This window comes from Sinomicrobium pectinilyticum, assembly GCF_003725735.1.
GTDB classification, from domain to species: domain Bacteria; phylum Bacteroidota; class Bacteroidia; order Flavobacteriales; family Flavobacteriaceae; genus Sinomicrobium; species Sinomicrobium pectinilyticum.
In genome coordinates, this window is sequence record NZ_RJTM01000106.1 from 1 (window position 1) to 21,569 (window position 21,569).

At 41.9% G+C, this 21,569-nt stretch carries 23 protein-coding genes and 1 tRNA gene; 17 read left to right on the top strand and 7 right to left on the bottom strand.

Features of this window, described 5'->3' with window-relative positions; all coding sequences use genetic code 11:
- Window positions 1-474 precede the first annotated feature (474 nt).
- Window positions 475-912: a ribose 5-phosphate isomerase B gene (gene rpiB / locus ED312_RS15320; RefSeq protein WP_123216900.1), complete on the top strand. Its 438-nt coding sequence runs from the start codon at window positions 475-477 to the stop codon at window positions 910-912.
- Between the two features lie 160 nt (window positions 913-1,072).
- Entirely contained in the window at window positions 1,073-1,516 is a 444-nt protein-coding gene (locus ED312_RS15325; RefSeq protein WP_123216901.1) for a GNAT family N-acetyltransferase, read from the top strand.
- A 23-nt stretch (window positions 1,517-1,539) separates the two neighbouring features.
- Here ED312_RS15325 and mtgA read toward each other — a convergent pair whose 3' ends face one another.
- The 5 genes from mtgA to ED312_RS15350 all read right to left on the bottom strand — a co-directional run bounded on the left by mtgA (window position 1,540) and on the right by ED312_RS15350 (window position 7,124).
- A complete protein-coding gene (gene mtgA, locus ED312_RS15330; protein ID WP_123216902.1) occupies window positions 1,540-2,223 on the bottom strand; it encodes a monofunctional biosynthetic peptidoglycan transglycosylase in 684 nt (227 codons plus the stop codon).
- 1 nt (window position 2,224) lies between these two features.
- Window positions 2,225-3,343, bottom strand: coding sequence for an NAD(P)/FAD-dependent oxidoreductase (locus ED312_RS15335; protein WP_123216903.1), 1,119 nt, complete (start codon window positions 3,341-3,343; stop codon window positions 2,225-2,227).
- A 153-nt stretch (window positions 3,344-3,496) separates the two neighbouring features.
- Complete coding sequence (locus ED312_RS15340; protein WP_123216904.1) at window positions 3,497-3,676, bottom strand: hypothetical protein; 180 nt, start codon at window positions 3,674-3,676, stop codon at window positions 3,497-3,499.
- Between the two features lie 73 nt (window positions 3,677-3,749).
- Window positions 3,750-5,546, bottom strand: coding sequence for a translation elongation factor 4 (gene lepA / locus ED312_RS15345; protein WP_123216905.1), 1,797 nt, complete (start codon window positions 5,544-5,546; stop codon window positions 3,750-3,752).
- A 144-nt stretch (window positions 5,547-5,690) separates the two neighbouring features.
- Window positions 5,691-7,124, bottom strand: a complete 1,434-nt coding sequence (locus tag ED312_RS15350) for a sulfatase family protein (RefSeq protein ID WP_123216906.1) — start codon at window positions 7,122-7,124, stop codon at window positions 5,691-5,693.
- 171 nt (window positions 7,125-7,295) lie between these two features.
- On the opposite strand from ED312_RS15350, the gene dusB reads away from it, so the two are divergent.
- On the top strand, window positions 7,296-8,288 hold the full coding sequence (gene dusB / locus ED312_RS15355) for a tRNA dihydrouridine synthase DusB (protein ID WP_123216907.1): 993 nt from the start codon (window positions 7,296-7,298) through the stop codon (window positions 8,286-8,288).
- Here dusB and ED312_RS15360 read toward each other — a convergent pair.
- Window positions 8,285-9,493 (bottom strand): ABC transporter permease, encoded by a 1,209-nt coding sequence (locus ED312_RS15360; protein ID WP_123216908.1) that lies wholly within the window; start codon window positions 9,491-9,493, stop codon window positions 8,285-8,287. The two genes, dusB and ED312_RS15360, sit on opposite strands and share 4 nt — an antisense overlap.
- Before the next feature lie 76 nt (window positions 9,494-9,569).
- Window positions 9,570-9,962, bottom strand: coding sequence for a 30S ribosome-binding factor RbfA (gene rbfA, locus ED312_RS15365; RefSeq protein ID WP_123216922.1), 393 nt, complete (start codon window positions 9,960-9,962; stop codon window positions 9,570-9,572).
- Window positions 9,963-10,070: 108 nt separating this feature from the next.
- Between rbfA and mce the strand changes: the two genes are divergently transcribed.
- The 14 genes from mce to ED312_RS15435 all read left to right on the top strand — a co-directional run bounded on the left by mce (window position 10,071) and on the right by ED312_RS15435 (window position 21,276).
- Window positions 10,071-10,469 (top strand): methylmalonyl-CoA epimerase, encoded by a 399-nt coding sequence (gene mce, locus ED312_RS15370; RefSeq protein WP_123216909.1) that lies wholly within the window; start codon window positions 10,071-10,073, stop codon window positions 10,467-10,469.
- Between the two features lie 102 nt (window positions 10,470-10,571).
- A tRNA-Ile gene (locus ED312_RS15375) sits at window positions 10,572-10,645 on the top strand.
- A 196-nt stretch (window positions 10,646-10,841) separates the two neighbouring features.
- Window positions 10,842-12,071, top strand: a complete 1,230-nt coding sequence (locus ED312_RS15380; RefSeq protein ID WP_123216910.1) for a site-specific integrase — start codon at window positions 10,842-10,844, stop codon at window positions 12,069-12,071.
- A complete protein-coding gene (locus tag ED312_RS15385) occupies window positions 12,068-13,231 on the top strand; it encodes a HEPN domain-containing protein (protein WP_123216911.1) in 1,164 nt (387 codons plus the stop codon). The genes ED312_RS15380 and ED312_RS15385 overlap by 4 nt, the downstream gene beginning before the upstream one ends.
- On the top strand, window positions 13,228-13,596 hold the full coding sequence (locus ED312_RS15390) for a hypothetical protein (RefSeq protein ID WP_123216912.1): 369 nt from the start codon (window positions 13,228-13,230) through the stop codon (window positions 13,594-13,596). Before ED312_RS15385 ends, ED312_RS15390 begins: the two co-directional genes overlap by 4 nt.
- Window positions 13,597-13,827: 231 nt before the next feature.
- The gene (gene tssD / locus ED312_RS15395; RefSeq protein ID WP_123216913.1) at window positions 13,828-14,214 is read left to right on the top strand and encodes a type VI secretion system tube protein TssD; all 387 of its coding nucleotides are present in this window, start codon (window positions 13,828-13,830) and stop codon (window positions 14,212-14,214) included.
- A gap of 184 nt (window positions 14,215-14,398) precedes the next feature.
- A complete protein-coding gene (locus tag ED312_RS15400; protein ID WP_123216914.1) occupies window positions 14,399-14,992 on the top strand; it encodes a hypothetical protein in 594 nt (197 codons plus the stop codon).
- 102 nt (window positions 14,993-15,094) lie between these two features.
- Complete coding sequence (tssD, locus tag ED312_RS15405) at window positions 15,095-15,490, top strand: type VI secretion system tube protein TssD (RefSeq protein WP_123216915.1); 396 nt, start codon at window positions 15,095-15,097, stop codon at window positions 15,488-15,490.
- A gap of 26 nt (window positions 15,491-15,516) precedes the next feature.
- A complete protein-coding gene (locus ED312_RS15410; protein WP_123216916.1) occupies window positions 15,517-16,152 on the top strand; it encodes a hypothetical protein in 636 nt (211 codons plus the stop codon).
- A 1-nt stretch (window position 16,153) separates the two neighbouring features.
- Window positions 16,154-16,561, top strand: coding sequence for a hypothetical protein (locus ED312_RS15415; RefSeq protein ID WP_123216917.1), 408 nt, complete (start codon window positions 16,154-16,156; stop codon window positions 16,559-16,561).
- Between the two features lie 29 nt (window positions 16,562-16,590).
- The gene (locus ED312_RS15420; RefSeq protein ID WP_123216918.1) at window positions 16,591-18,429 is read left to right on the top strand and encodes a type VI secretion system Vgr family protein; all 1,839 of its coding nucleotides are present in this window, start codon (window positions 16,591-16,593) and stop codon (window positions 18,427-18,429) included.
- A gap of 7 nt (window positions 18,430-18,436) precedes the next feature.
- A complete protein-coding gene (locus ED312_RS15425) occupies window positions 18,437-19,291 on the top strand; it encodes a hypothetical protein (RefSeq protein WP_123216919.1) in 855 nt (284 codons plus the stop codon).
- Complete coding sequence (locus ED312_RS24440) at window positions 19,288-20,661, top strand: GH-E family nuclease (RefSeq protein WP_123216920.1); 1,374 nt, start codon at window positions 19,288-19,290, stop codon at window positions 20,659-20,661. Before ED312_RS15425 ends, ED312_RS24440 begins: the two co-directional genes overlap by 4 nt.
- A gap of 33 nt (window positions 20,662-20,694) precedes the next feature.
- Window positions 20,695-21,276 (top strand): suppressor of fused domain protein, encoded by a 582-nt coding sequence (locus ED312_RS15435; protein WP_123216921.1) that lies wholly within the window; start codon window positions 20,695-20,697, stop codon window positions 21,274-21,276.
- Window positions 21,277-21,569 lie beyond the last annotated feature (293 nt).

The following is a 21,569-nucleotide window of genomic DNA, read 5'->3' on the forward strand; positions in this document are numbered from 1 at the left end:
GTTGTTATTATAGGCTGTTAACTTGTAGCGTAAATTTTTCCGGTAAAACTTGACTTCGGGGTTTATTAAAAATTATACAGGGTAATTAACAACTTATACCTGCTGTAAAAGATTAGTTTCTACTGATGAAGATGAAGTAATCAACAGTTGTCAACAACTGTAAACAACAGGTTATTTTTAATAATTTTGGTTGTTAATATCTGTTAATAACCCCGGGTTGGAGTTTAATAAACGGAGAAGAAAATTTAATAGAAATGGTTTGTTTTCTTCGGGAATAAAAGCATATTGCAATATATTCTGATATATGCAAATTATTTTGTCCGTAAATAATTCATAAATATCAACAATGTTTGTTAAGTTATAATGAATTGAAAATTAAATAATTATAAAATCGAATTAACAAAGCTGTTTATATCGGTTAAAAAGGCTTATTTAGTACCTTTGTATCCTTAGAAATAACTAAATATATAAACGATGAAAATATCCATTGGTAACGACCATGCGGGCACGGAATATAAGTTTGCCGTGAAAGAACTCCTGGAAAGTATGGGAATAGAAGTGATAAATCACGGTACGGATATGGGTTCGAGTGTGGATTATCCCGACTTCGTACATCCTGTAGCTGATGATGTGGAAAAAGGTGCGGTGGATTTCGGTATTATTATATGTGGTAGTGGTAACGGTGCTTCTATGACTGCAAACAAACACCAGAGAGTCCGCGCTGCGCTTTGCTGGACGAAAGAAATTACACAGCTGGCCCGGGAGCACAATAATGCAAATATACTGAGTATACCTGCGCGTTTTGTTTCTCTGCCCCAGGCACTGGATATGGTAAGGACTTTCCTGGATACGGAATTCGAAGGAGGAAGACACCAGAACAGGATTGATAAAATACCGACCGGATGTTCGTAAAAGTAAATACTTTTCTTTAGTCTTAACAAACTTTTGTCGTGGATATACGAATGTTGAGGTTACTGTTTTTCCATGATTTGTGATAAAATGGATTTTAAATCTGCAATGAATTTATAAAAGTTCTCCCCGGAGAACTTTCCTGATTTTATATGTACAGGCTATGCTTTCTATATCGGTAAAATATTTCAATGAACTTACCTTGCAGGAATTGTATGATATACTGCAGCTGAGATCGGAAGTTTTTGTGGTGGAACAGGATTGTGTATATCAGGATATAGATGGCAAGGATGCTAAGGCATTGCACCTCATAGGAAAGAAAGAGGGAAAGGTTGTGGCTTATACACGGTTGTTTCCCGGGGGAGCATATTTTGAAGAAGCCAGTATCGGCCGTGTGGTGGTTAGTAAAACAGAGCGGCAATACGGCTACGGGCATGATATCATAAAAGCTTCCTTAGAAGCTGTTAAAAACTATTTCCGGGAAAACAAAATAAAAATATCCGCCCAGGAATACCTCGTTCGCTTTTATGAGAAACACGGATTTGTAAAGATCGGTGAGGGTTACCTGGAGGATGGGATACCGCATGTTGCCATGATATGGAAATAGAGGTCGCGTACTGAGATTGTGGGTTAGTCCAGTTCCAGTTTGCCGTAAAAGTTCATCTGTCGTGTTATCCAGTTTATTCTGTTCCCTATATATGCGGATGGCGGATTTGCGGATAGTTTTCTCGGGTTCGGCAAAATTGCGGCTATAGCCGAAGCTTGTCTTTTACCGAGGTTTTCGGCAGGTATGTTAAACCAAAAGAGGGCCGCCGCTTCCGCACCGTAAATACCGTCTCCCGTTTCTATGGAGTTCAGGTATACTTCGAGGATGCGTTCTTTGCTCCACAACAATTCTATAAGGAAAGTAAAATAGGTTTCAAGGCCTTTTCGCAACCAGCTTCTGGCGGGCCATAGAAATACATTTTTTGCCGTTTGCTGGCTTATGGTACTTCCGCCGCGTATACGTTTCCCTTTCCGGTTATTTTCATAGGCTTTTTCTATGGCGTCGAGATCAAAACCGTTATGGTGCGGGAAGTTCTGGTCTTCGCTGCATATAACTGCGAGGCGCATATGCGGGGATATTTTTTCTATAGATACCCAGTGATGTTTCATAACTATGCTTTTCCCTTCCTGTTTTTGTTCAAAGCTTCGGATGATCATAAGTGGTGTCACGTAAACCGGGCACCATTTAAAAAGGAGTACCAGAAAAACGGAGATAATTACGAACCAGAAAGTACATTTTATGATAAACCTGATTATTCTTCTTAGCATATTATTTATAAGTAAGTGCTGCGAGTTCTTTTCCGACCAGTGTTCCGATGGCAATACCTATGCCACCGAGCCTGACACCGCAATATACATTCCCGGACAGCATTTTAACAATAGGTATTTTCTGTTTGCCCATTCCCATGATACCACTCCACCGTTGTTCTATCTCATAAGGTATTCCGGGGAGGATAACTGTTTTTAACAAGTGTTCCAGCCGGTCCTGTATCAATTTGGTCTCGCCGAACTCTATGGTAGTTTCTCCGGTGATATCTAGGTTTCTCCCGCCTCCGAACAATATTCTGTTTCCTACATTCCTGAAATAGTAATATCCCTTATCCAGGTGAAAAGTACCTTTTATTTCCAGGTTTTTAACCGGTTTGGTAATAAGTACCTGCGCCCTGGCGGGAATGACATCTTCCTTTACCAGTGCCGGTGTAAAACCATTGGTGGCGATGAGCAATTTTCCTGTGGAAAATTCGAAATGTGAGGTACGAACAAAAACCTTACTCCCGGTATCTTCAAATTCCTTTACTTCCGTGCAGTTGAGAATCCGTATGTTGTTCCTGATGCATTTTTTGAGCAATGCCTGCATCATTTTACCCGTATTTATCTGTCCTTCGAAGGGAGTGAAAATATATTTTTCCTGTATTTTATCAAAACGGAATATATTGTCTTTTAACGAAAATACTTCTGCACGGAATACGGGCTGCAACAGTTTGTTAATGCGGTCTATATTGTCCAGGCAGTTTTCGAAAAAAGCCGGGTCGTTTTCCGGAAACAGTTCCTGTCCGCCATACCGGCGGTAATCCATGGTTTTATCCCCGATGTTTTTTCGAAGCATTTGGAGGCCTTTCCAGCGCTTTTCCACCAAGGTTACCATTTCCTCCTCCGTTGTATTATTTAAATCGTCCAGAAGTTCTGAAATACTCCCAAAACTGGCAAATCCGGCATTTTTGGTACTGGCCCCCTGCGGGAGTATTCCTTTTTCCAGTACGAGTATTCCCGATTCCGGATATTTTTCACGAAGTGCAAGGGCACAATTCAACCCGGTAATACCACTGCCTATGATCGTAAAATCCGTGCCGGACAACCATTCCGTTTTTTCCCAGTAAGAGAGTTGCATATCAGGTAAAATTAGAGTACAGGTTTCCTTTTATGATCGGGAATTACGGGCAACGGCCGGTTTGTTCCCCGGAATACCTATAGAAGTTCAAGTTAAGAAAATTATGGATATCATCTCCGGAAAAAGGATGAAACAGGAAGGCATCTGTCCCGATCAGGCAGATTTTTTTTGCATGAGACCAAGAGTAAGCCCTATTCCCGTTCCCGTTATGGTACCCAATATAAAATCGAGCCATAGCATATTTTCTCCGGAAGTCGAATGATAAACTGTGGAGGCAATAATTCCGAACATGAATACAATAATCCCGGATATTTTTAAGAATTTGTATTTCATTTTATATTAACACTTTACTCTTGTAATTTACAAAATAAAAGAGCGAAATAAAAATGAAATGCTTTACCGGTTTCTAGTCGTTCAGTTTTAATACGGCCATAAACGCCTGTTGCGGTATTTCCACATTACCTACCTGGCGCATACGTTTTTTACCTTTTTTCTGTTTTTCCAGCAGTTTTCGTTTACGGGAAATATCTCCCCCGTAACACTTGGCCGTAACGTCCTTACGAAGTGCCTTAATGGTTTCACGTGATATGATCTTTGCACCGATTGCGGCCTGTATGGGGATATCGAATTGCTGCCGGGGAATAAGTTCCTTTAGCTTTTCGCACATTTTTTTACCGATGTTGTATGCATTGTCTGCATGTATCAGGGCCGAGAGGGCATCTACGGACTGGTTGTTGAGCAGGATATCCACTTTAACCAGTTTGGAAGCCCGCAACCCGATAGGGGAATAATCAAAGGAAGCATATCCCTTGGACACGGTTTTCAACCGGTCGTAAAAGTCAAAAACGATTTCCGCGAGCGGAATATCAAAAGAGAGTTCCACCCGTTCCGGAGTAAGGTAGGTCTGGTTCGTGATCTGTCCCCTTTTATCAATACAAAGACTCATTACCGGGCCTACGAAATCGGATTTTGTGATAATTGTTGCTTTGATATATGGTTCTTCCACCCTGTCCAGTTTGGAAGGGTCGGGCAGGTCGGAAGGATTGTTTACCACGATGGGTGTATCCGGTTCTTTTTTGGTATAGGCCAGGTAAGAAACGTTGGGCACCGTAGTGATGACGGTCATGTCAAATTCGCGTTCCAGGCGCTCCTGTATGATCTCCATGTGCAGCATGCCCAGGAAACCGCAACGGAACCCGAATCCGAGCGCAGCCGAACTTTCCGGGGTAAATACCAGGGAAGCATCATTCAGCTGAAGCTTTTCCATGGAAGTGCGAAGTTCTTCGTAATCTTCCGTATCTACGGGATAAATACCGGCAAATACCATAGGCTTGACATTCTCAAAACCGGCGATCATATTTTTGGTAGGGGTTTTGGCATCGGTAATGGTGTCCCCCACTTTTACTTCCTTGGCTTCTTTTATACCTGAAATAAGATAACCTACATCTCCTGTTTTTATAACGTTTTTAGGCAGCTGCGTCAGTTTCAGGGTACCTATTTCATCTGCGTAGTACTCTTTTCCGGTAGCCATGAATTTTATTTTCTGGCCCTTGGTTATTTCCCCGTTTACTACACGGAATATAACTTCGATACCGCGGAAAGGATTGTATACCGAATCAAAGATCATGGCTTGCAGCGGCTCGTCGGGGTTTCCTTTTGGCGGAGGAATGCGTTCTATGATAGCTTCCAGGATTTTGTCTACACCGAGGCCGGTTTTTCCGCTGGCGGGAATAACTTCCTCCGGATCACAGCCCAGGAGGTCCACGATGTCATCGGTTACTTCTTCCGGGTTGGCACTTGGCAGATCTATTTTGTTCAGTACCGGGATGATCTCCAGGTCGTTTTCCAGTGCCAGGTACAGGTTGGATATAGTCTGTGCCTGTATACTCTGTGCGGCATCCACTATGAGCAGCGCTCCTTCGCAGGCCGCAATGGAACGGGATACTTCATAGGAGAAATCCACGTGCCCGGGAGTATCTATCAGGTTTAGTATGTACGATTCACCGTTGTGAACATATTCCATCTGGATGGCGTGGGACTTAATGGTAATACCCCGCTCCCTTTCCAGGTCCATATTATCGAGTAACTGGTCTTGCTTCTCCCTCTCCGTTACCGATCCGGTGTAGTCCAGCAGCCTGTCGGCCAGGGTACTTTTACCGTGGTCTATATGGGCAATAATGCAAAAATTCCGGATGTGCTTCATAGCAAACGTTATATGTCCGTTTCACCGGGTTTTATGCCCGGTCTGTTCAGGACAGGTTTAATTTGCAAATATAATTTTATTTTTGGGTATTTCGGGTTTTTATATACGGCATCCTCCGGCGAAATTTGTTTTTGCCCGTAAAAGTTATTTTACCTTACCCGGTACACGGTTTCCGCTTCCTTCGATCCCCAGGAGGTTATCTCCGAGTTCCTGTCTTTTGGCATTGGCCAGTGCGACTATTTTATTCACTATTTCAGGATGTTTTGCTGCTATGTTCCGGGTTTCTGCAGAATCAGTGGCGAGATCGTACAATTCCATTTCCGGGAGATCCACATACCGGTATTCCCCAGGCTGTCCTCCCCTGCCCGGCTCCTGCCCTTCCATGGTCCGGTAGTTATGCGGAAAATACAATTTCCAGTTTTTATAACGCACCCCGTGCAGCTCGTTTACTTTATAATAGAAATAATAAGCTTCGTGCGGATTTTCATCCGTTTTTCCGGTCATAATATTCCATATGTCCTTTCCGTCTATTGGGTGTTTAGGCAAGGGGCTGTTGGTCAGGGACGCTATGGTAGGAAACAGATCGATGGCCATTACCGGGGTGCCTATGGTTTTGTTTTCGGGCAATCTACCCGGAAAACGGGCAATAAAAGGTTCCCGCTGTCCGCCTTCCCAGGATGTACCTTTTCCTTCGCGGAAAGGGTACGCAGAACCGGCATGGTCACCATAAGATAGCCAGGGGCCGTTATCGGAAGTGAAAATGACCAGGGTATTTTTATCCAGTTGCTGTTCTTCGAGTGCCCGGAGGATTTCCCCGACAGACCAGTCGATTTCCATAATCACGTCACCGTAAAGCCCTCTTTCCGATTTGCCTCGGAATTTGTCCGAAACGAATAACGGCACATGTGGTTGCGGGTGTGCTACGTACAGGAAAAACGGATTTTCCCTGTTTTTTTCAATAAAATCAACGGCTTTTTCCGTGATCTGTGTCGTGAGCATGGACTGGTCGTTGAGCGTATCTATGATTTTTTTATTCTGGTATAAGGGCAGCGGGTCAAAGTCAAATACGGTACCCTGTTGCGGATGATGGGGCCACATATCGTTGGAAAAAGGAATGCCGAAAAAATCATCGAATCCCTGGTTGTTCGGCATAAAATCCGGATCGTCGCCCAGGTGCCATTTGCCGTAAAGGGCCGTAGTATATCCACGGGCTTTCAGCATTTCGGCCATAGTGGTTTCGCGGGGATTCAGCCCTGTTTCGGAATCGGGCATCAGCGCATTGTGAATACCGATACGGTTCGGGTAACACCCGGTGAGCAGTGCTGCGCGGGAAGCGGAGCAAACAGGCTGTGCTGCATAAAACGACGTAAGTCTGATCCCCTCTTTGGCCATTTGATCGAGGTTCGGGGTTTTGATGTCCGGCGAACCGAAACAGCCCACATCTTCATAACCCTGATCGTCCGTAAAAATAATAATCACGTTGGGCGGTGTATCTTTTTCTTTTGTTTTTTCCTTTTGTGTGCACGAAATCAATATAACGGAAATAATGGTGAAGGGCAGGATTTTTCTAAATATCATAATATTCAGGTTTTGGATGTAGAAAAAGCAAATAAAGGTATTTTTTCATAAAATCCGTAAAAAACGGCGAAAATGAACGATCGCAGGGCATTCCTGAAAACAGGGAAAAGCACAGGGATGGTGCATTCGTAATTTTTACTTTATCTTTGCACCATAATAAAGTAAAGTATTGTGGTTAAGATTGGTAACATAGAATTAGATGAGTTTCCGCTTTTGCTGGCTCCTATGGAAGATGTGAGTGATCCTCCTTTCCGGGCGCTTTGTAAAGAGCAGGGAGCAGATGTGGTGTATACGGAGTTTATTTCTTCCGAAGGTCTGATACGCGATGCGGCCAAGAGTGTGCAGAAGCTGGATATTTACGAAAAGGAACGTCCGGTAGGCATTCAGATATTCGGTGCCGAACTCGATTCCATGTTACAGGCGGTGGATATCGTAGAACAATCCGATCCGGATATTATAGATATCAATTTCGGTTGCCCGGTAAAAAAGGTAGTATGTAAAAATGCCGGCGCCGGGATACTTCGAGATATACCGCTAATGGTAAAGCTTACAGAGGCCATAGTAAAGCGTACCAAACTACCCGTTACGGTAAAAACCCGGCTTGGCTGGGACAGTAATTCCATAAAGATCGTGGAAGTCGCGGAACGGCTTCAGGATGTGGGAATACAGGCCATATCCATACATGGCCGTACCAGGGTACAGATGTATAAAGGCGAAGCGGACTGGCGGCCTATAACCGAGGTGAAGAACAACCCCAGGATGCATATCCCGGTATTCGGTAACGGCGATGTGGACACCCCGGAAAAGGCAGTGGAAATGCGGGATAAATTTGGACTTGACGGGGCCATGATCGGCCGTGCCAGCATAGGATATCCTTGGTTTTTCAAGGAGGTAAAACATTTTTTCGGGACCGGTACACATGCTTCTCCTCCCACGATGGAAGAAAGGGTGGAAGCTGCCCGGAGACACCTGAGCATGGCCATTGACTGGAAAGGGGAAAAACTGGGCGTATTTGAAACCAGAAGGCATTATACCAATTATTTTAAGGGCATACCGCATTTTAAAGAACACCGTCAGAAAATGGTAACTTCGGACGATGCTGCCGATGTTTTTGCTGCTTTTGATGAGGTTCTGGAGAAATTCGGTAACTACGAGTTTGTTTAATTCTGGTCCTGGATCAGTTTTTCGGAGATCCTTCCCGAAGCGATTTTGGAAGCAATAAGGCCAAGGATGGCGATGGTACCGAAAACTATACCTATATTGGCTAGGTGGATCTCTACCGGGTAGGGCAGGGAAGGTGTAATGAGAAGCCACCCGAAAACCATTTGTGACCAGGTGAGCAGTACGCCCAGTGCAATTCCTATGCTACCTCCCACCAGCGTAACCATAAGTCCCTGTACAAAGAAAATACGGCGTAGTCGTTTTACTGTTGCCCCCATACTGAATAGTGTATTCAGGTTTTTGCGTTTGTCCAGTATCATCATAATAATGGCTCCTACCACGTTGAATAAGGCTATAATAAGTACCAGCGTAAAAATGAGGTAAGTAGCCATATTTTCGGTATTCAGCATACGATACAGAGCATCGTTTTGCTCTACACGGTCCTTGACCATCACATCACTTTCAAATATACCTGTTATTTCCTGTTTTATGCGGGATACATTTGCGCCCGGTACAAGTTTTATGTTAATGGCTGTTATTTCGGAAGGTTCCTTGTGAAGTATTTTCTGCACCAGTTCCAGGTCTGCAAATACGTATTTTTTATCGAGGTCCTCCGTTACGGCATATACACCCGAAACCGTTACGGCAACTTCGTTGTAGGGAGTAGTATTGGAGGTAATGCTTCCTTTTCCGGGTTTGGGTACCAGGATGCGGAGCGGGTTCATATAATCGTTCAGCGCCAGGCCCAGCAGGCTTGCAGTGCCGATTCCGGTTACCACTTCGTTGAGATCCCTGTCGAACCAGTTTCCGTAGTAGAGGATACTGTCTGTATTCACTACACGAGCATAGGTAGTATCCGTACCCTTAATCAGGGCTACATGGTTTTTTTGCTGATGGGTAAGGAGTACCTGTTCTTCGATTTCGCGGGAGAAAAAGGCGATTTCGGGTATATTTTTAAGGCGGTTTTTTTGCTCGTCATTCAACGTCATAAACTTCTGTCCGTCACTCATTACCTTGAGGTCCGGATCAAAGGAATTACTGAAGGACAGGCTGAAAGTTTTAAGTCCGGCGAAGCCCGAAAGTACGATAAACAGGGCAGCTGCACCGATCACCACTACGAGGAAGGTAACCAGGTTAATGATATTTACAGCGTTCTGGCTGCTTTTGGAAGCCAGGTATCTCTTGGCTATGTAAATGGGAAAATGCACGTTTTGTCGTTACTCTGTTTTCGGAAATTCCGGTGGTGTTCCTTTTAACAACGGGAAATCCGGACAAGCCGTATTTTCAGGATTTTTTTCTTTTGTTCAGCATATCCGGATTTTCAATCGGATTTTCCGAACCTTTCAGGGATTTTTCTATCTTATCTATGTATTCGAGGGAATCGTCCACGAAAAACTCCAGTTCCGGAACTCTGCGAAGCTGGTTCCGGGTACGCCTGGCAAGTTCGTGTTTTATCTGTGATTTATTGTTCTGTATCCCGCCTATGAGTTCTTCGCTTTTGGCATTGGGAAAAATGCTGAGATAAACCTTTGCGATCGAAAGGTCTACGGTTACCGAAACTTTGGTCACGGAGATCAATATACCCTGAAGTCCCCCGTCCGTGGCAGCGCGCTGTAATATATCGGCCAGGTCACGCTGAATTACACCTGCTATCTTTTTCTGTCTGTTACTCTCCATACTGCAAAAATAGGAAATACCGGGATGCCAGTGACAAGTGAAAGGCATAAATCATTACATATTCAATAAATTAGATAGTGATCGCTATATTTGTGTAAAGAAGAAAGCATGAAAAAAATAGAACATACGGGCATTGCGGTCCGTAATATGGAAGCATCCAACGCTTTGTATACCAAATTGCTGGGAATAGCTCCCTATAAGACTGAAACGGTGGAAAGCGAAGGCGTAAAAACCTCTTTTTTCCGGGTTGGAGAAAACAAAATTGAACTCCTGGAAGCGACAAATACGGATAGCCCTATATACAAGTTCATAGAAAAAAGGGGAGAAGGGATACATCATATCGCTTTTGATGTGGAAGATATCGAAGCTGAGATCCGGAGGTTAAAAAACGAAGGTTTTACCGTATTGAACGATATTCCTAAACGCGGTGCGGACAATAAAATAGTGGCTTTTTTACATCCCAAAGACACCAATGGCGTATTAATAGAACTCTGCCAGGATATTTAGATGCGAATCTTCCGGTATTGCAGTAGAGAGGAGGTAATATAAAAAACCAAAAAAGCTTGCAGCAAATTAAAATATGTAGTAATATTGCATCCGCAAAATGCGGGTCCTATAGCTCAGCTGGTTAGAGCACCTGACTCATAATCAGGGGGTCCATGGTTCGAGCCCATGTGGGACCACCTGCTTACAAGTCCAAATGATATGAAAATATTGTTTGGGCTTTTTTTATGCTTAAAAATCAAGGATTTACGCTTTCTTCCAGTTTCCAGTCAAAATTTATCATTCGTCAACTTGCCAACTTTTTTTGCCTAAAAGGTACCCTACATGGTACCCCAAAATCAATTTTAGGCACCCCACTTTTTAAAATTTAAAAATATGAAAATCAATAAATTAAGTATATTATTCTTATTGGATAAGACAAAAATGAATAAGCAGGGTAAATGTCCTGTAAGGTGTAGAATGACCTATTTTGGTAAACGGAAATTGTTCTCCACAGGGTTATTTATCAATCCGGATCATTGGCACAGCAAGTACCAACAAGCACATCCACCCAACAAGGAAAACGACTTTATCAATGCGCAACTAAGCCTGATTAAACAACAAATTAATCAGGCTTTTTTATTGCTCCAATATCAGGGAGAATCCTTTACTGTGGATGATATCTATAGGAAATTCAAAGGAGAGCCGGAGAGCAAAGAAAAGGCGGTTTTGGAGGTATTTGAAGAACATAATCAGAGAGTGAAAAAGTTGGTGGGGAAAGACTATGTTATGGCTACTTTCTGGAAATTAAGGCAAGCAAAGGAATTGCTGGCATCCTACATAAAGTTCGAGTATAAAAAAGATGATTATGCCTTTAAAGATCTGGATTTAGGATTTATCAAGGAATATGAATTCTACCTGAAATCGGAGAAGAACCTTGCCCAAGCTACGGTATATAAGGCTATACAGCGTTTCAGGAAGATCATTAAGATAGCTATTGCCAAGAGATATCTGGATAAAGACCCTTTTATCCTCTACGAAGTAAAAAGACCCAAGAAACAGGTGGTTTACCTCACCCCCGAGGAACTGAAAAAGCTGGAAAAACACAACTTCTCTCAACGTCGATTACAAGAGGTCAAGGATATGTTTGTCTTTTGCTGTTATACAGGATTAGCCTACCAGGAAATGGCCGATTTAGAGCCTAAACACATCGTAAAAGGCTTTGATGGTAAGTTATGGATATACATCTCCAGAAAGAAGACAAATAGAGTAGTTTCTATACCCTTATTACCACCTGCAATACGAATTATAGAGCAGTATAAAGGAGGTTCCAAAGTTCTGCCTGTAATCTCCAATCAGAAATTCAATTCCTATTTGAAAGAGATTGCGGACGTAGTGGGAATTGAAAAGAAACTGACTCATCACATAGCCCGGAAAACCTTTGCATCTACCGTATTACTCTATAACAATGTGCCCATGGAAATCGTCAGTGAATTACTGGGACATTCCAGTATAAAAATCACCCAGGAACATTACGGTAAAGTGGTGCAAAAGAAGGTGAGTGAGGAAATGAAAAGACTAAGCAGGAATTTTAAGAAACAACACCTAAAATCCAAGAAAAAATGAATCCTAAAACGCAGATATATCAGAGCGGTATCATAGATAAACTGACCAAACTCTTAGAAGTACAATACATTTATGAATTTCCGATAACCACAACAGGAAAGCAGAAAAATTGTGTTTTGATTATTAAAAACCATCCCGATAAATCCAATGATAACCTTTCTTCTGTAGCAGATATATTCAAAGATTATCCCGAGTACCTGTATAGGGCATACCCGGAAAACTACACCAGGGAACAGTTAATACGGGGTAATATCTTTTTTATCCAGGCTTGCTTGCCACAGTATTTACAATACCATGCTCCTGATGTGGAGCATCAGGGTTTGCTTTCTGATATAGACCTAGAACAACTATTAGATGGTGCAGAAACCTATTTCCAGGAAGAATTTAGCAAGACCATAGGTTTTAAGCAAGGGGCACAGTTTTACCAGAAAAAAGAGAATTACCCACAAGCCGTCTTTATGTTGCACCAGGCTTTTGAACTGGCTTACCGTACCGTGGAACTGTTTACAATGGGTAAAGAAAAGGTGTGTCACAGTATTGCCAATCATCAGCAATACATACTTCCTTTTGTCCCGGAACTCGGACAGATATTCTCTTTGGAAAATGATTCGGAAACTAAATTGGTGAAGTTGCTGGATATCGCCTACCGAAATGTCCGCTATGGCAGGGATTACCACATTACACCGGAAGATATTGCTATATTACAGGCCAAATTGGAAAAGGTATTAAGTATTGTGGAGCAGAAATTTTATTCTGGCTTAACAAACAGTAAGGAGGCTGTAGAAACAAAAATAAAGGACTCCTCTCAACGAACACAAGACACAGTAGTACAACAAATAGAACGATTAATCAGCGGAAAATATCGAATGCCGTTTCCTAAATCCAATAAGGTATATTATCAGGAGGAATTTCATATTAGCAGTCCGTCGGATATGCTTCATACGGCTAGTAGTATGCTGAAAGTATGTATTATGGCCGCTGAGTATGCGGAAAGTAACTTTTCCCCTGTAGTTCCACAACCACACTATAATATTCAGAGAACCCTTGAGATTGCCGTACAGTTATTACCTTATGATGAAATGGAATGCCTGGAGGAAATTATAGAAGCCTGTGGCGGACTGGAACAATTATTAAAAACTCACTTAAAACCCACTTCATGAAACCAAGTATAGAAAAATTAGTAACCCATTTGGAGCGTACCGGTAAAGATCACCCTCCTACCCTTTGGAAACATCCTTTTTATAAGGATAAGTACCAGGTGTATTTCTTTTATGTGGAAGATCATTGGGAGTTGGTCACATTTGTAGAAGCGTTGATAAGCATATGCCGATATACTTTAGAACGGGATGGTGTACCCTTGGAAACACCAGAACACCAATTGGATTTATATCGTGAATGCTTGCTAAAATTGGCTGAAAGACTTACGCCAAAAGGAGATATATCTGCTTTAGATGGTGTTCACGAATATATGCATACCGAGAAATTACACCCTTTTATGCATAAAAATAATTCGTCTGGTAAATAAAGTAAATTCAACAACTGTTTGTAAAAAGACAATTCTTTTTTAATATAAACTGAGTTCTTCCACTATCTTTCCGAGGTGAATGCTTCACCGCAAAAAAGAGAAATAACACTTTCTTAATGTTATTTTTTTTGCTTAAAACATTCAGATTTAATATCTTGTAACCTGTATATAACTCAATATTTGATTTGGTATTTTTTATTTATTAGCCTTAATCTTTAAATTTTACGTATTATGTCATTTAAAGCAACATTATCTGTTGGCGGCAAGAAAGTGAATATTCTGAGCGCTAACTACGACCTGGCACAAGAAGTAGATGCCACAGGACGTCCCTCTTCGGTTACACGTGGAGGACGAATTTACCTTACCGTAGAATCCACCGGAGACTCTTTCTTTTTTGAGTGGATGACCAACAACTTCGAACGTAAAAACGGGGTGATCACGTATATCAAACGTGACACCGATGCTAAACTCCGTGAAGTAAACTTCACCGAAGGTTACCTGGTAAAGTACAAGGAAAACTTTGACCATAGGGGAGACAATCCTTTAACAGAGACTTTCACGATTTCCTGCCGTATGCTTTCCAGCGGTGGCGGAGAACATATTAACGAATGGGTATAACCCCATTCCTGATTTATTGTAGTAAACGATCAAATCAAATACATTATAAGGGGGTGTAACTCCCCCTTATTTACCCTACCCCCCCAAGCCAACCCTGATTTTTCCGTATGAATCTATACGGAAGAAATTGTTTTATGTGTGTTGAATAAAGAACAGGAGATATACAATTTAAAATTAGTTTGCGTTGGCACAATTCACAAAAGAAAACCTGCGAAGGGCAGAAGAAAATTATGGTGATACAGCATCTTTCCAGCGATTAAAAGGAATCTGGAAAAGGAGAAAAGATATCCCGGATAAATACCTGATTATGCAGGGATGGAATTATATTGATGAGGAAAGGACACAAGAATTGCGCTGTGTACTTTGTTTTCCCCAACTCAATTACTGTAGACTGGTAGATAAACAATTTATATTTACCTCGGTAATGGCAGACATAAAATTTGGGAAAAGAGCTGTTTACGAGTGGGAATACAGACTGATAAAAGAAGAATTGTCCGCATTGGGTAAAAAAATAAAGCAGTTTACCAGGAAGGAAGTTCAGTCTTCCGTAGCTTATTTTGAATCCTTAAACCAATTGCTGGATGATGACCGGTTGGTAAAACGAGCACTACACCAGGCAGTGCCCGTTGAGGTTAAGCCGATGATCTTTAAATTTTTTCCATACCACCGCAAAAAGTATGGGGTTTATGCTCCCAGGCTTATTCAAAACTATCGTTCTTTTTTCGAAGGACTTCGTAAGGAACTTAAGCTATTATCGGATAGGTTAACATTGAAATAAGAAGAATGTAATAATTAAAATTACTGGTTTTCAGTGATGTATAATGCGACAGGAAAGATATATTTTAGTAATCCATAGAAATAATATAATACACATAACGGTATGAGCTTCCTTGCTAAATTTGAGATTGACGACATGTCCTACAACATTTTGGAATATGACATAGTAGTAGAAAAAGGGACAGACCATAATGGTAAACCCTCTACCAATGCAAAGGGTGGTGAAATACGCCTTGTGGTAGAAACAGATATGAAAGACCATTTTGCGGATTGGGTGGTTAGCTCTACCCAGGTGAAAGACGGTAAACTCATCTTTTATAAGCGTGATGGGATGGCCCGGATGAAATCCACAAGTTTTAAAAAGGGTTATTGCATTCGGTACAAAGAGAAATTCAGGGCTATAGGTGATGACCCTATGTGTACGGAAATTGTCATTTCCGCCCAAGAGATCATTATAGGCAATACTCCCTATAAAAAGAGATGGCCCGCCGCAGTATAAATTAGCCTAATTATTGTTTTTCCAAAATGGAGTACACCAAAAAGACCGACCGGATGGATATCACTATAGAAGCCTATAGGCATACCATTTTGGTACAACAACGATGGAAATATAATTGGCAAGTCATTATTCCAACGTCCCATTGGACCTATGATGAAAAAAAGAACTTTCATCATAAAACAGATAAATTGATATGGAACCAATGGAGTGGCCGTTTTATGATAAGGATAGAAGGGAGTTCAGACTTTGCAAAGCAATCGGGCAGTAGGGACTTTACTGTAAATTTTGATATTAGATGGGCATTGTCCAATGCGCATTGGGAGGTCATCGTGCGAAAAATTCCTCCTGGAGATTTTAGAAGGAGCAGGGTGCGGTGGACAGACAGACAGATTATATTGGATACCGAGGACATCGATTCAAGAGAGGTTATGCCAGGTTTTTCCCAACATCCCGTATCCCATGAATTCGGACATACTATAGGAAACGTACCCCATGTGGTAAATCATTGGGATGAATACCGGAAAGAAAGTCCTCATTACGGGGATTTATATAGTATTATGAATGTAGGAAACGAATTAAGAAGCAGGCATTTGGATTATCTTGTTCAGGAACTTAATACTATGATCCCCGAGACTACATTTACTATTGCTAAACTTTTATGATATGAGGATACTGACCTTGTTTATATCGTGTTTGCTCCTGGGCTGTAAGAACCCCGCCCCGAAGGAAAATGTACTGAAAGCAACTATGCAAGAACAAACAAAGAAAATGGAAAAAGACAGCATTACCAGGGAAGGCCTGGAAAAACTGACATTGACGGAAGCTAGGGGGAGATATGAGAGGCCGTTAACACAGGAAACCTTTGTATTAGGTATAGACCCTTTACATGAGTTTAGGGGAGGACTGCTAAACGTATTTTCCAAAGGAGAAATAAACAGCAAAACCATTCATGTTAAAGAGGTCACTTGGGAAAAAGATGAAGAACATAATATTACAGTTTGGTACAGGCAAGAAGGAGAAATATGGACACCCGTAGATATTTTCGAATGGAACAAAGACGATATATTTTAGAGCACAATAGGGAATAAAAATATTAAGTTATGGCACTGCAAACAGATGTTAGCGTAAAGATAGGAGGGCTTCGTATAAAGACCTTTATCGATTTTGAACTGAACCAGAGGATCGACGGTCACCATGAACTTACCATAGAATGCCGGGAAGAAGAAATATATCTCCAGGACCCGGGGCTTAAAAGTAATTACCACCAACTTATAGGAGAAACCATTTTGGTAACCATGCAGGGCATAGACCGTATGTTTTCCTCACATACGGGTTATTTCAAAGGCGTAGTGACCCGTGTCAAGGCTCTGAATATTAATGACAGCAGTGGTAAACGGTTACAGTTCAGGGCATATAGTCCTACGATTTTGATGGACAATGGTCCGGAATCTGCTTCTTTTCTAAAAAAGACACTTTCCGATATAGTGCATAGCTCCACTAGGGAATATGATACCCAATTACTTAAAATAGTATCCAACCCTTTAAAAAATACGCCCTATCCCTATATCACTCAATATAACGAAAGCGATTATACTTTTTTAAGGAGGATGTGTTCCCGGCAGGGAGAGTGGTTTTACTATAATGGAACTGAACTTATCATTGGCCAGGAAAATACAGGAGAGGAAATACCTCTGCATTACGGGTACAATCTCACTCATTATGATTTTGAAATGAGCCTGCAACCGACCCGTTTTAAATATCATGGCAATGATCTGTCGGAAGGGGAGTCCCATCAGAGTAAAACTACAGAATACGAGAACAGGGTAAATGGTATCGCCGCCGAGTTGGTTAAGTCTTCCGGCAGGATATTTTCCAAAGAGACCATAGTACAGCACAACCAACTGGTGAATGAAGGTACAGGCAAAGCGGACATGGATGATTTCGCCCAGCTCAATTTCCAGAAAAAGGTGGCCAATATGATCTATGTTAATGGCAGCAGTGAAAATCCGGCATTACGCCCTGGCATTATCATTAGAATATTAGACGAGGACGGAAGCTCCCAGGGCGTGTTTAAGGTGATAACCGTCACCCACCAATGTACAGATACCGGGGATTATAATAACGACTTCAGGGCTGTTCCTGTATCCGTACAGGTATCCCCGTTTTCCAATCCGGGAGAATATCCCAAATGTGAAAGCCAGCCTGGCATAGTGATGGACAACAATGATCCCAAAGGTTTAGGGCGGGTCAAAGTACAGATGGCCTGGCAAAAGGAAAATGCCCAGACCACGGATTGGATACCTTTAGCCTCTCCTAATGGGGGTAATGGTAAAGGTTTCCACTTTATCCCGGAGAAAGGCGAGAGTGTCATGGTGGACTTCCAAAGCGGCAATGCCGAGGTACCCTATGTCACAGGAAGCATCCACCACAACCAGGCCAAGAGCGGCTATCACGATCCGATGAACTACCTGAAAGCCATACAGACTGTAAGCGGCAACCGGATGATCATGAATGATAAGGACGGGAGTGTTACCGTGGCCGACCCCAGTGGAAATACCATTATTATGCACGGTAATGGAGAGGTAACGATAAAGGCACCGAATACGTTAAATCTCATATCAACAGATATAAACGTCCTGGCCGGAAACAGTTTTAATATCATAGCCAAACCACAAATGGAAGGCGCCGGGGAAGGAACCATTAATTTCCTGGCGAAAAAACACTTTAAGGTACAGGCCGAAGAAGAAACCATTGAATTCAATGCCAAGCAAAAGGTCAGCCTGGAAAGTACCGAGGCTGATGTTACCCTTAAAGCCAAGACACTGGCTACGATTGACAGTGATGATATTATCAATATAAAAGCCAGTAATGAAATGGCCATACACGGAAGCACGAAAAGCAAAATATCCGGAGGAGAAGTAGAGATCAACAAAGCATAACCTACCGATGCAGGCTATTGAAAAAATAACGCCCAAAACTGTACTAAGCAAAGCTACCTACCAGATAGACATCCGGCAGCGTGCAGCTATGGGTAGTATGCCACAGGAGAATGTAGTGAAGATCATTGCAGAAAAAAAGCTGTTAAGCCGGGATGAAGAAGGTTTTGTGTATAGGTTGCATATCCCGGAACGGAAACAAAGCAACCAAGAAGGCATACGGGCATTGGAATATGACTTGTCCTGGCTGCAACAAAAACTGGAATTGCGAACCAACAACCAAGGAGAGGTAACTCACATTTTTAACCTTTGGGAGATTGAGGATATATGGAGGGCTAACAGGAACAGGTTTTATCAAAAACACAAACGGTTTTCTGCCATAGAGGACGTTATGGAACAAACGGATGTCCTGTTACAAAACCCTGAGCGGTTTATTTCCGTTTTCAAAGAATCCGAAGTAGGCTCGTTGTTATTCCCTCCTTTATATGAAGAACATACTGAAATAGGCCAGAAAACAGCACAACATAAGGTATTTGAAGGTTTCTTTGAAACCGTTGACTTGCCACTACTACTGACAACAACATTAAAAAGACGGAAAGAACTTATCGCTAACAATGCCCACCTGTTGAGAAAAGGTACCCTCGATACAGATCGCTTTGACCAGAAAAGGGTACAAAAAATGTTCCGCAAACTGGCCGATAAGATCACTCTTAAAGTAGGTGTAGATTTGAATTACCTGGAAACCTATGACCTGGACCGTTACGATTGGATAGACTATGCAGGACAGCTTTTCCGGGTCAGGATAAAGGGATTGTTCACTTTTGAACAGATCGCACGTATAACCCCCTTAAAAAAAGAGCTATGAGCGGGAAGAAGTACGTGCCGGAAGGCGTCTATTTGGTGTGTGATAAAGGTAGCAAACCTTCCGAGTTTAAAATCATCTACTATGCGGAAACCACCGTATACGGAGAACACATGGCTACGGAAGCAGACAAAATCTTTGTGGCTAATTTCGAACCTTTCGGAGCTTGTGCCTGTAACCAGGGTAAACCCTGCGCAGCCCAAGTCACCAGTTGGGAAAATGTAACCGATGGCATTACATTGAACGGAAACAGTTTGTTGTTAGAGGACAGCGAACTTCCCTGTGCTTTGGGAGGCACAATCAAAATATATTTTTCCTTGCAGGCGGCAATGGCAGCCGTACCCGAACCGGAAGAAGAAGAAAAGAGCTTTTGGGACAAGACACTGGACTTCGGGGCAGGATTGGGAGAAGGCTTATGGAAAGGGGCAAAAGGAACGGTAACCGGCATTTATGACCTGGGAGTTTGGGCAGGGAAGCACAGTACTCCATATATGCTGTTAAACCCGGAAGGCTATGCGGAACAATTGCAAAAGGATAAAGAAACCCTTCAAACATTAGGTGGCGCAGCTAAGTCAGCAGGAACATGGGTATATCGGAATTCCACAGTAAATTACATCTTAGACCGGGATGATTTTATGGCTGCCCAGGTAGAAAATGCAGCGGCATTTGATGCCTTACAGGAGAAAATGGCCAGTATGGATGCCAGGGAATGGGGAGATCTTACCGGGCAGGTATTATTCGAGGTAGGAACAACGGTGGCAACGGCCGGGACAGGTACTGCGGTAACTGCTGTAAAAGCTGCGGATAAGGGTGTAGATGTAGCAAGGGCTGTAAATGCTATGGATAATCTGGCAGATGGCGCTAGAGCATTGGAAAATGCAGATGATGTGGTTGATGGAGCGAGGGCTTTGGAGAATAGTTTGCCACCTGTCCCGGAGGAATTGGGGTCGGTGGTGAACAAGACAGATGATATACCTGCTCATAAAATGAAAGGTAGAAGACCTGCCAAACCTGAATACCCTGTTAAAAACTCTGATGGGACTTTAACTGAATATGGTGAGTGGTACTATGACAGGCCTTCTGGATATAGATCAGGTGTACGGGATGATACTTGGAAAGCTGCTCAAGATACTAATGGAGATGTCTTTGACCCGTTAACTGACCAAAAGATGAATCCTGATGAGGCATGGGATATGGGCCATAAACCCGGATATGAATTTAGAAAGCACCAACAAAGTGCAGCAGATAGAGGAATATCCAGAGAGCAATTCTTGGATGAACATAACAATTATAAGCATTACAGGCCAGAGTTACCTTCATCAAATAGGTCACATGCAGATGAAATAATGGATGATACATATTTTGGAAATTAAATTTTTTATACCTTTATAATTAAACATAATCTTATGCCTACAGCGACAGATGATAATAAACAAATAGCAAAATATGCTGCCCCGATTCTTGGTATTAATCCTTCTGCAAGACGCTATTGGGATGATGATCGTAAAAATTCTATAGATGTATTCAGTGTAGACGACCCTACTCATGCGAATATTAAGTTCTATGGTACTATTGGGGTGTCAGATACACCTTTAAAAATTAATAACGAACCTCAATCTTTTAGACTTGAACTTGTTTCAGGTGCAGATAAAAAATATTCAGAAGCTCCTAATATATTAAGCACGTGTGGGTTTTATATTACGAAGGATGAGTGGGAATGCAGACCTGGTACCGTTTTCAAACGAATGGTTGAAATGTATTATCCTGAAAAACAAATGAAGCATATTTATTTTACTTCCCCTTTTCCCTGGCAGGATAAGCTAAAACCGTTAGAACTAGAAACTAAAAAAGTGGTATGGTTACTGGCAGTTCCTATTTCGGATAACGAATTAAACTATAAAATGGAGAAGGGAGATCAGGCATTGGAAGAACTGTTTGAAGAAAATGAAATAGACGTTTTTGATTTGGATAGGAAATCTACTATTTAAATCTATTTGGATTTTACAAATTTTGACCGCTCTTAGGCGGTTTTTTTATTTCAATGTGAAAAACTGTACCCCCCTAATACTTATGCAGAAAAACTTGGCAACTTGAGGGTTGTCAACATGTCAATTTATTTTCCAGAAAAAGATAAGGGATGTTCTTCACATTACTCGCCATTGAACCAAAACAAAAAAGCAAAAAGTATTATTATCCACGATTTTTAGGAATTAATTATTAAATTAACGTGAATAATGTTTAAGCGGCCAGTAAAAGTTGACCATTATTATTTTTATTAGGT

Bases quoted from the DNA above. Each gene is read 5' to 3' on its own strand.
- rpiB (WP_123216900.1), top strand. From the start codon at position 475: ATGAAAATATCCATTGGTAACGACCATGCGGGCACGGAATATAAGTTT.
- ED312_RS15325 (WP_123216901.1), top strand. From the start codon at position 1,073: ATGCTTTCTATATCGGTAAAATATTTCAATGAACTTACCTTGCAGGAA.
- mtgA (WP_123216902.1), bottom strand. From the start codon at position 2,223: ATGCTAAGAAGAATAATCAGGTTTATCATAAAATGTACTTTCTGGTTC.
- ED312_RS15335 (WP_123216903.1), bottom strand. From the start codon at position 3,343: ATGCAACTCTCTTACTGGGAAAAAACGGAATGGTTGTCCGGCACGGAT.
- ED312_RS15340 (WP_123216904.1), bottom strand. From the start codon at position 3,676: ATGAAATACAAATTCTTAAAAATATCCGGGATTATTGTATTCATGTTC.
- lepA (WP_123216905.1), bottom strand. From the start codon at position 5,546: ATGAAGCACATCCGGAATTTTTGCATTATTGCCCATATAGACCACGGT.
- ED312_RS15350 (WP_123216906.1), bottom strand. From the start codon at position 7,124: ATGATATTTAGAAAAATCCTGCCCTTCACCATTATTTCCGTTATATTG.
- rbfA (WP_123216922.1), bottom strand. From the start codon at position 9,962: ATGGAGAGTAACAGACAGAAAAAGATAGCAGGTGTAATTCAGCGTGAC.
- mce (WP_123216909.1), top strand. From the start codon at position 10,071: ATGAAAAAAATAGAACATACGGGCATTGCGGTCCGTAATATGGAAGCA.
- ED312_RS15380 (WP_123216910.1), top strand. From the start codon at position 10,842: ATGAAAATCAATAAATTAAGTATATTATTCTTATTGGATAAGACAAAA.
- ED312_RS15385 (WP_123216911.1), top strand. From the start codon at position 12,068: ATGAATCCTAAAACGCAGATATATCAGAGCGGTATCATAGATAAACTG.
- ED312_RS15390 (WP_123216912.1), top strand. From the start codon at position 13,228: ATGAAACCAAGTATAGAAAAATTAGTAACCCATTTGGAGCGTACCGGT.
- tssD (WP_123216913.1), top strand. From the start codon at position 13,828: ATGTCATTTAAAGCAACATTATCTGTTGGCGGCAAGAAAGTGAATATT.
- tssD (WP_123216915.1), top strand. From the start codon at position 15,095: ATGAGCTTCCTTGCTAAATTTGAGATTGACGACATGTCCTACAACATT.
- ED312_RS15410 (WP_123216916.1), top strand. From the start codon at position 15,517: ATGGAGTACACCAAAAAGACCGACCGGATGGATATCACTATAGAAGCC.
- ED312_RS15415 (WP_123216917.1), top strand. From the start codon at position 16,154: ATGAGGATACTGACCTTGTTTATATCGTGTTTGCTCCTGGGCTGTAAG.
- ED312_RS15420 (WP_123216918.1), top strand. From the start codon at position 16,591: ATGGCACTGCAAACAGATGTTAGCGTAAAGATAGGAGGGCTTCGTATA.
- ED312_RS15425 (WP_123216919.1), top strand. From the start codon at position 18,437: ATGCAGGCTATTGAAAAAATAACGCCCAAAACTGTACTAAGCAAAGCT.
- ED312_RS24440 (WP_123216920.1), top strand. From the start codon at position 19,288: ATGAGCGGGAAGAAGTACGTGCCGGAAGGCGTCTATTTGGTGTGTGAT.
- ED312_RS15435 (WP_123216921.1), top strand. From the start codon at position 20,695: ATGCCTACAGCGACAGATGATAATAAACAAATAGCAAAATATGCTGCC.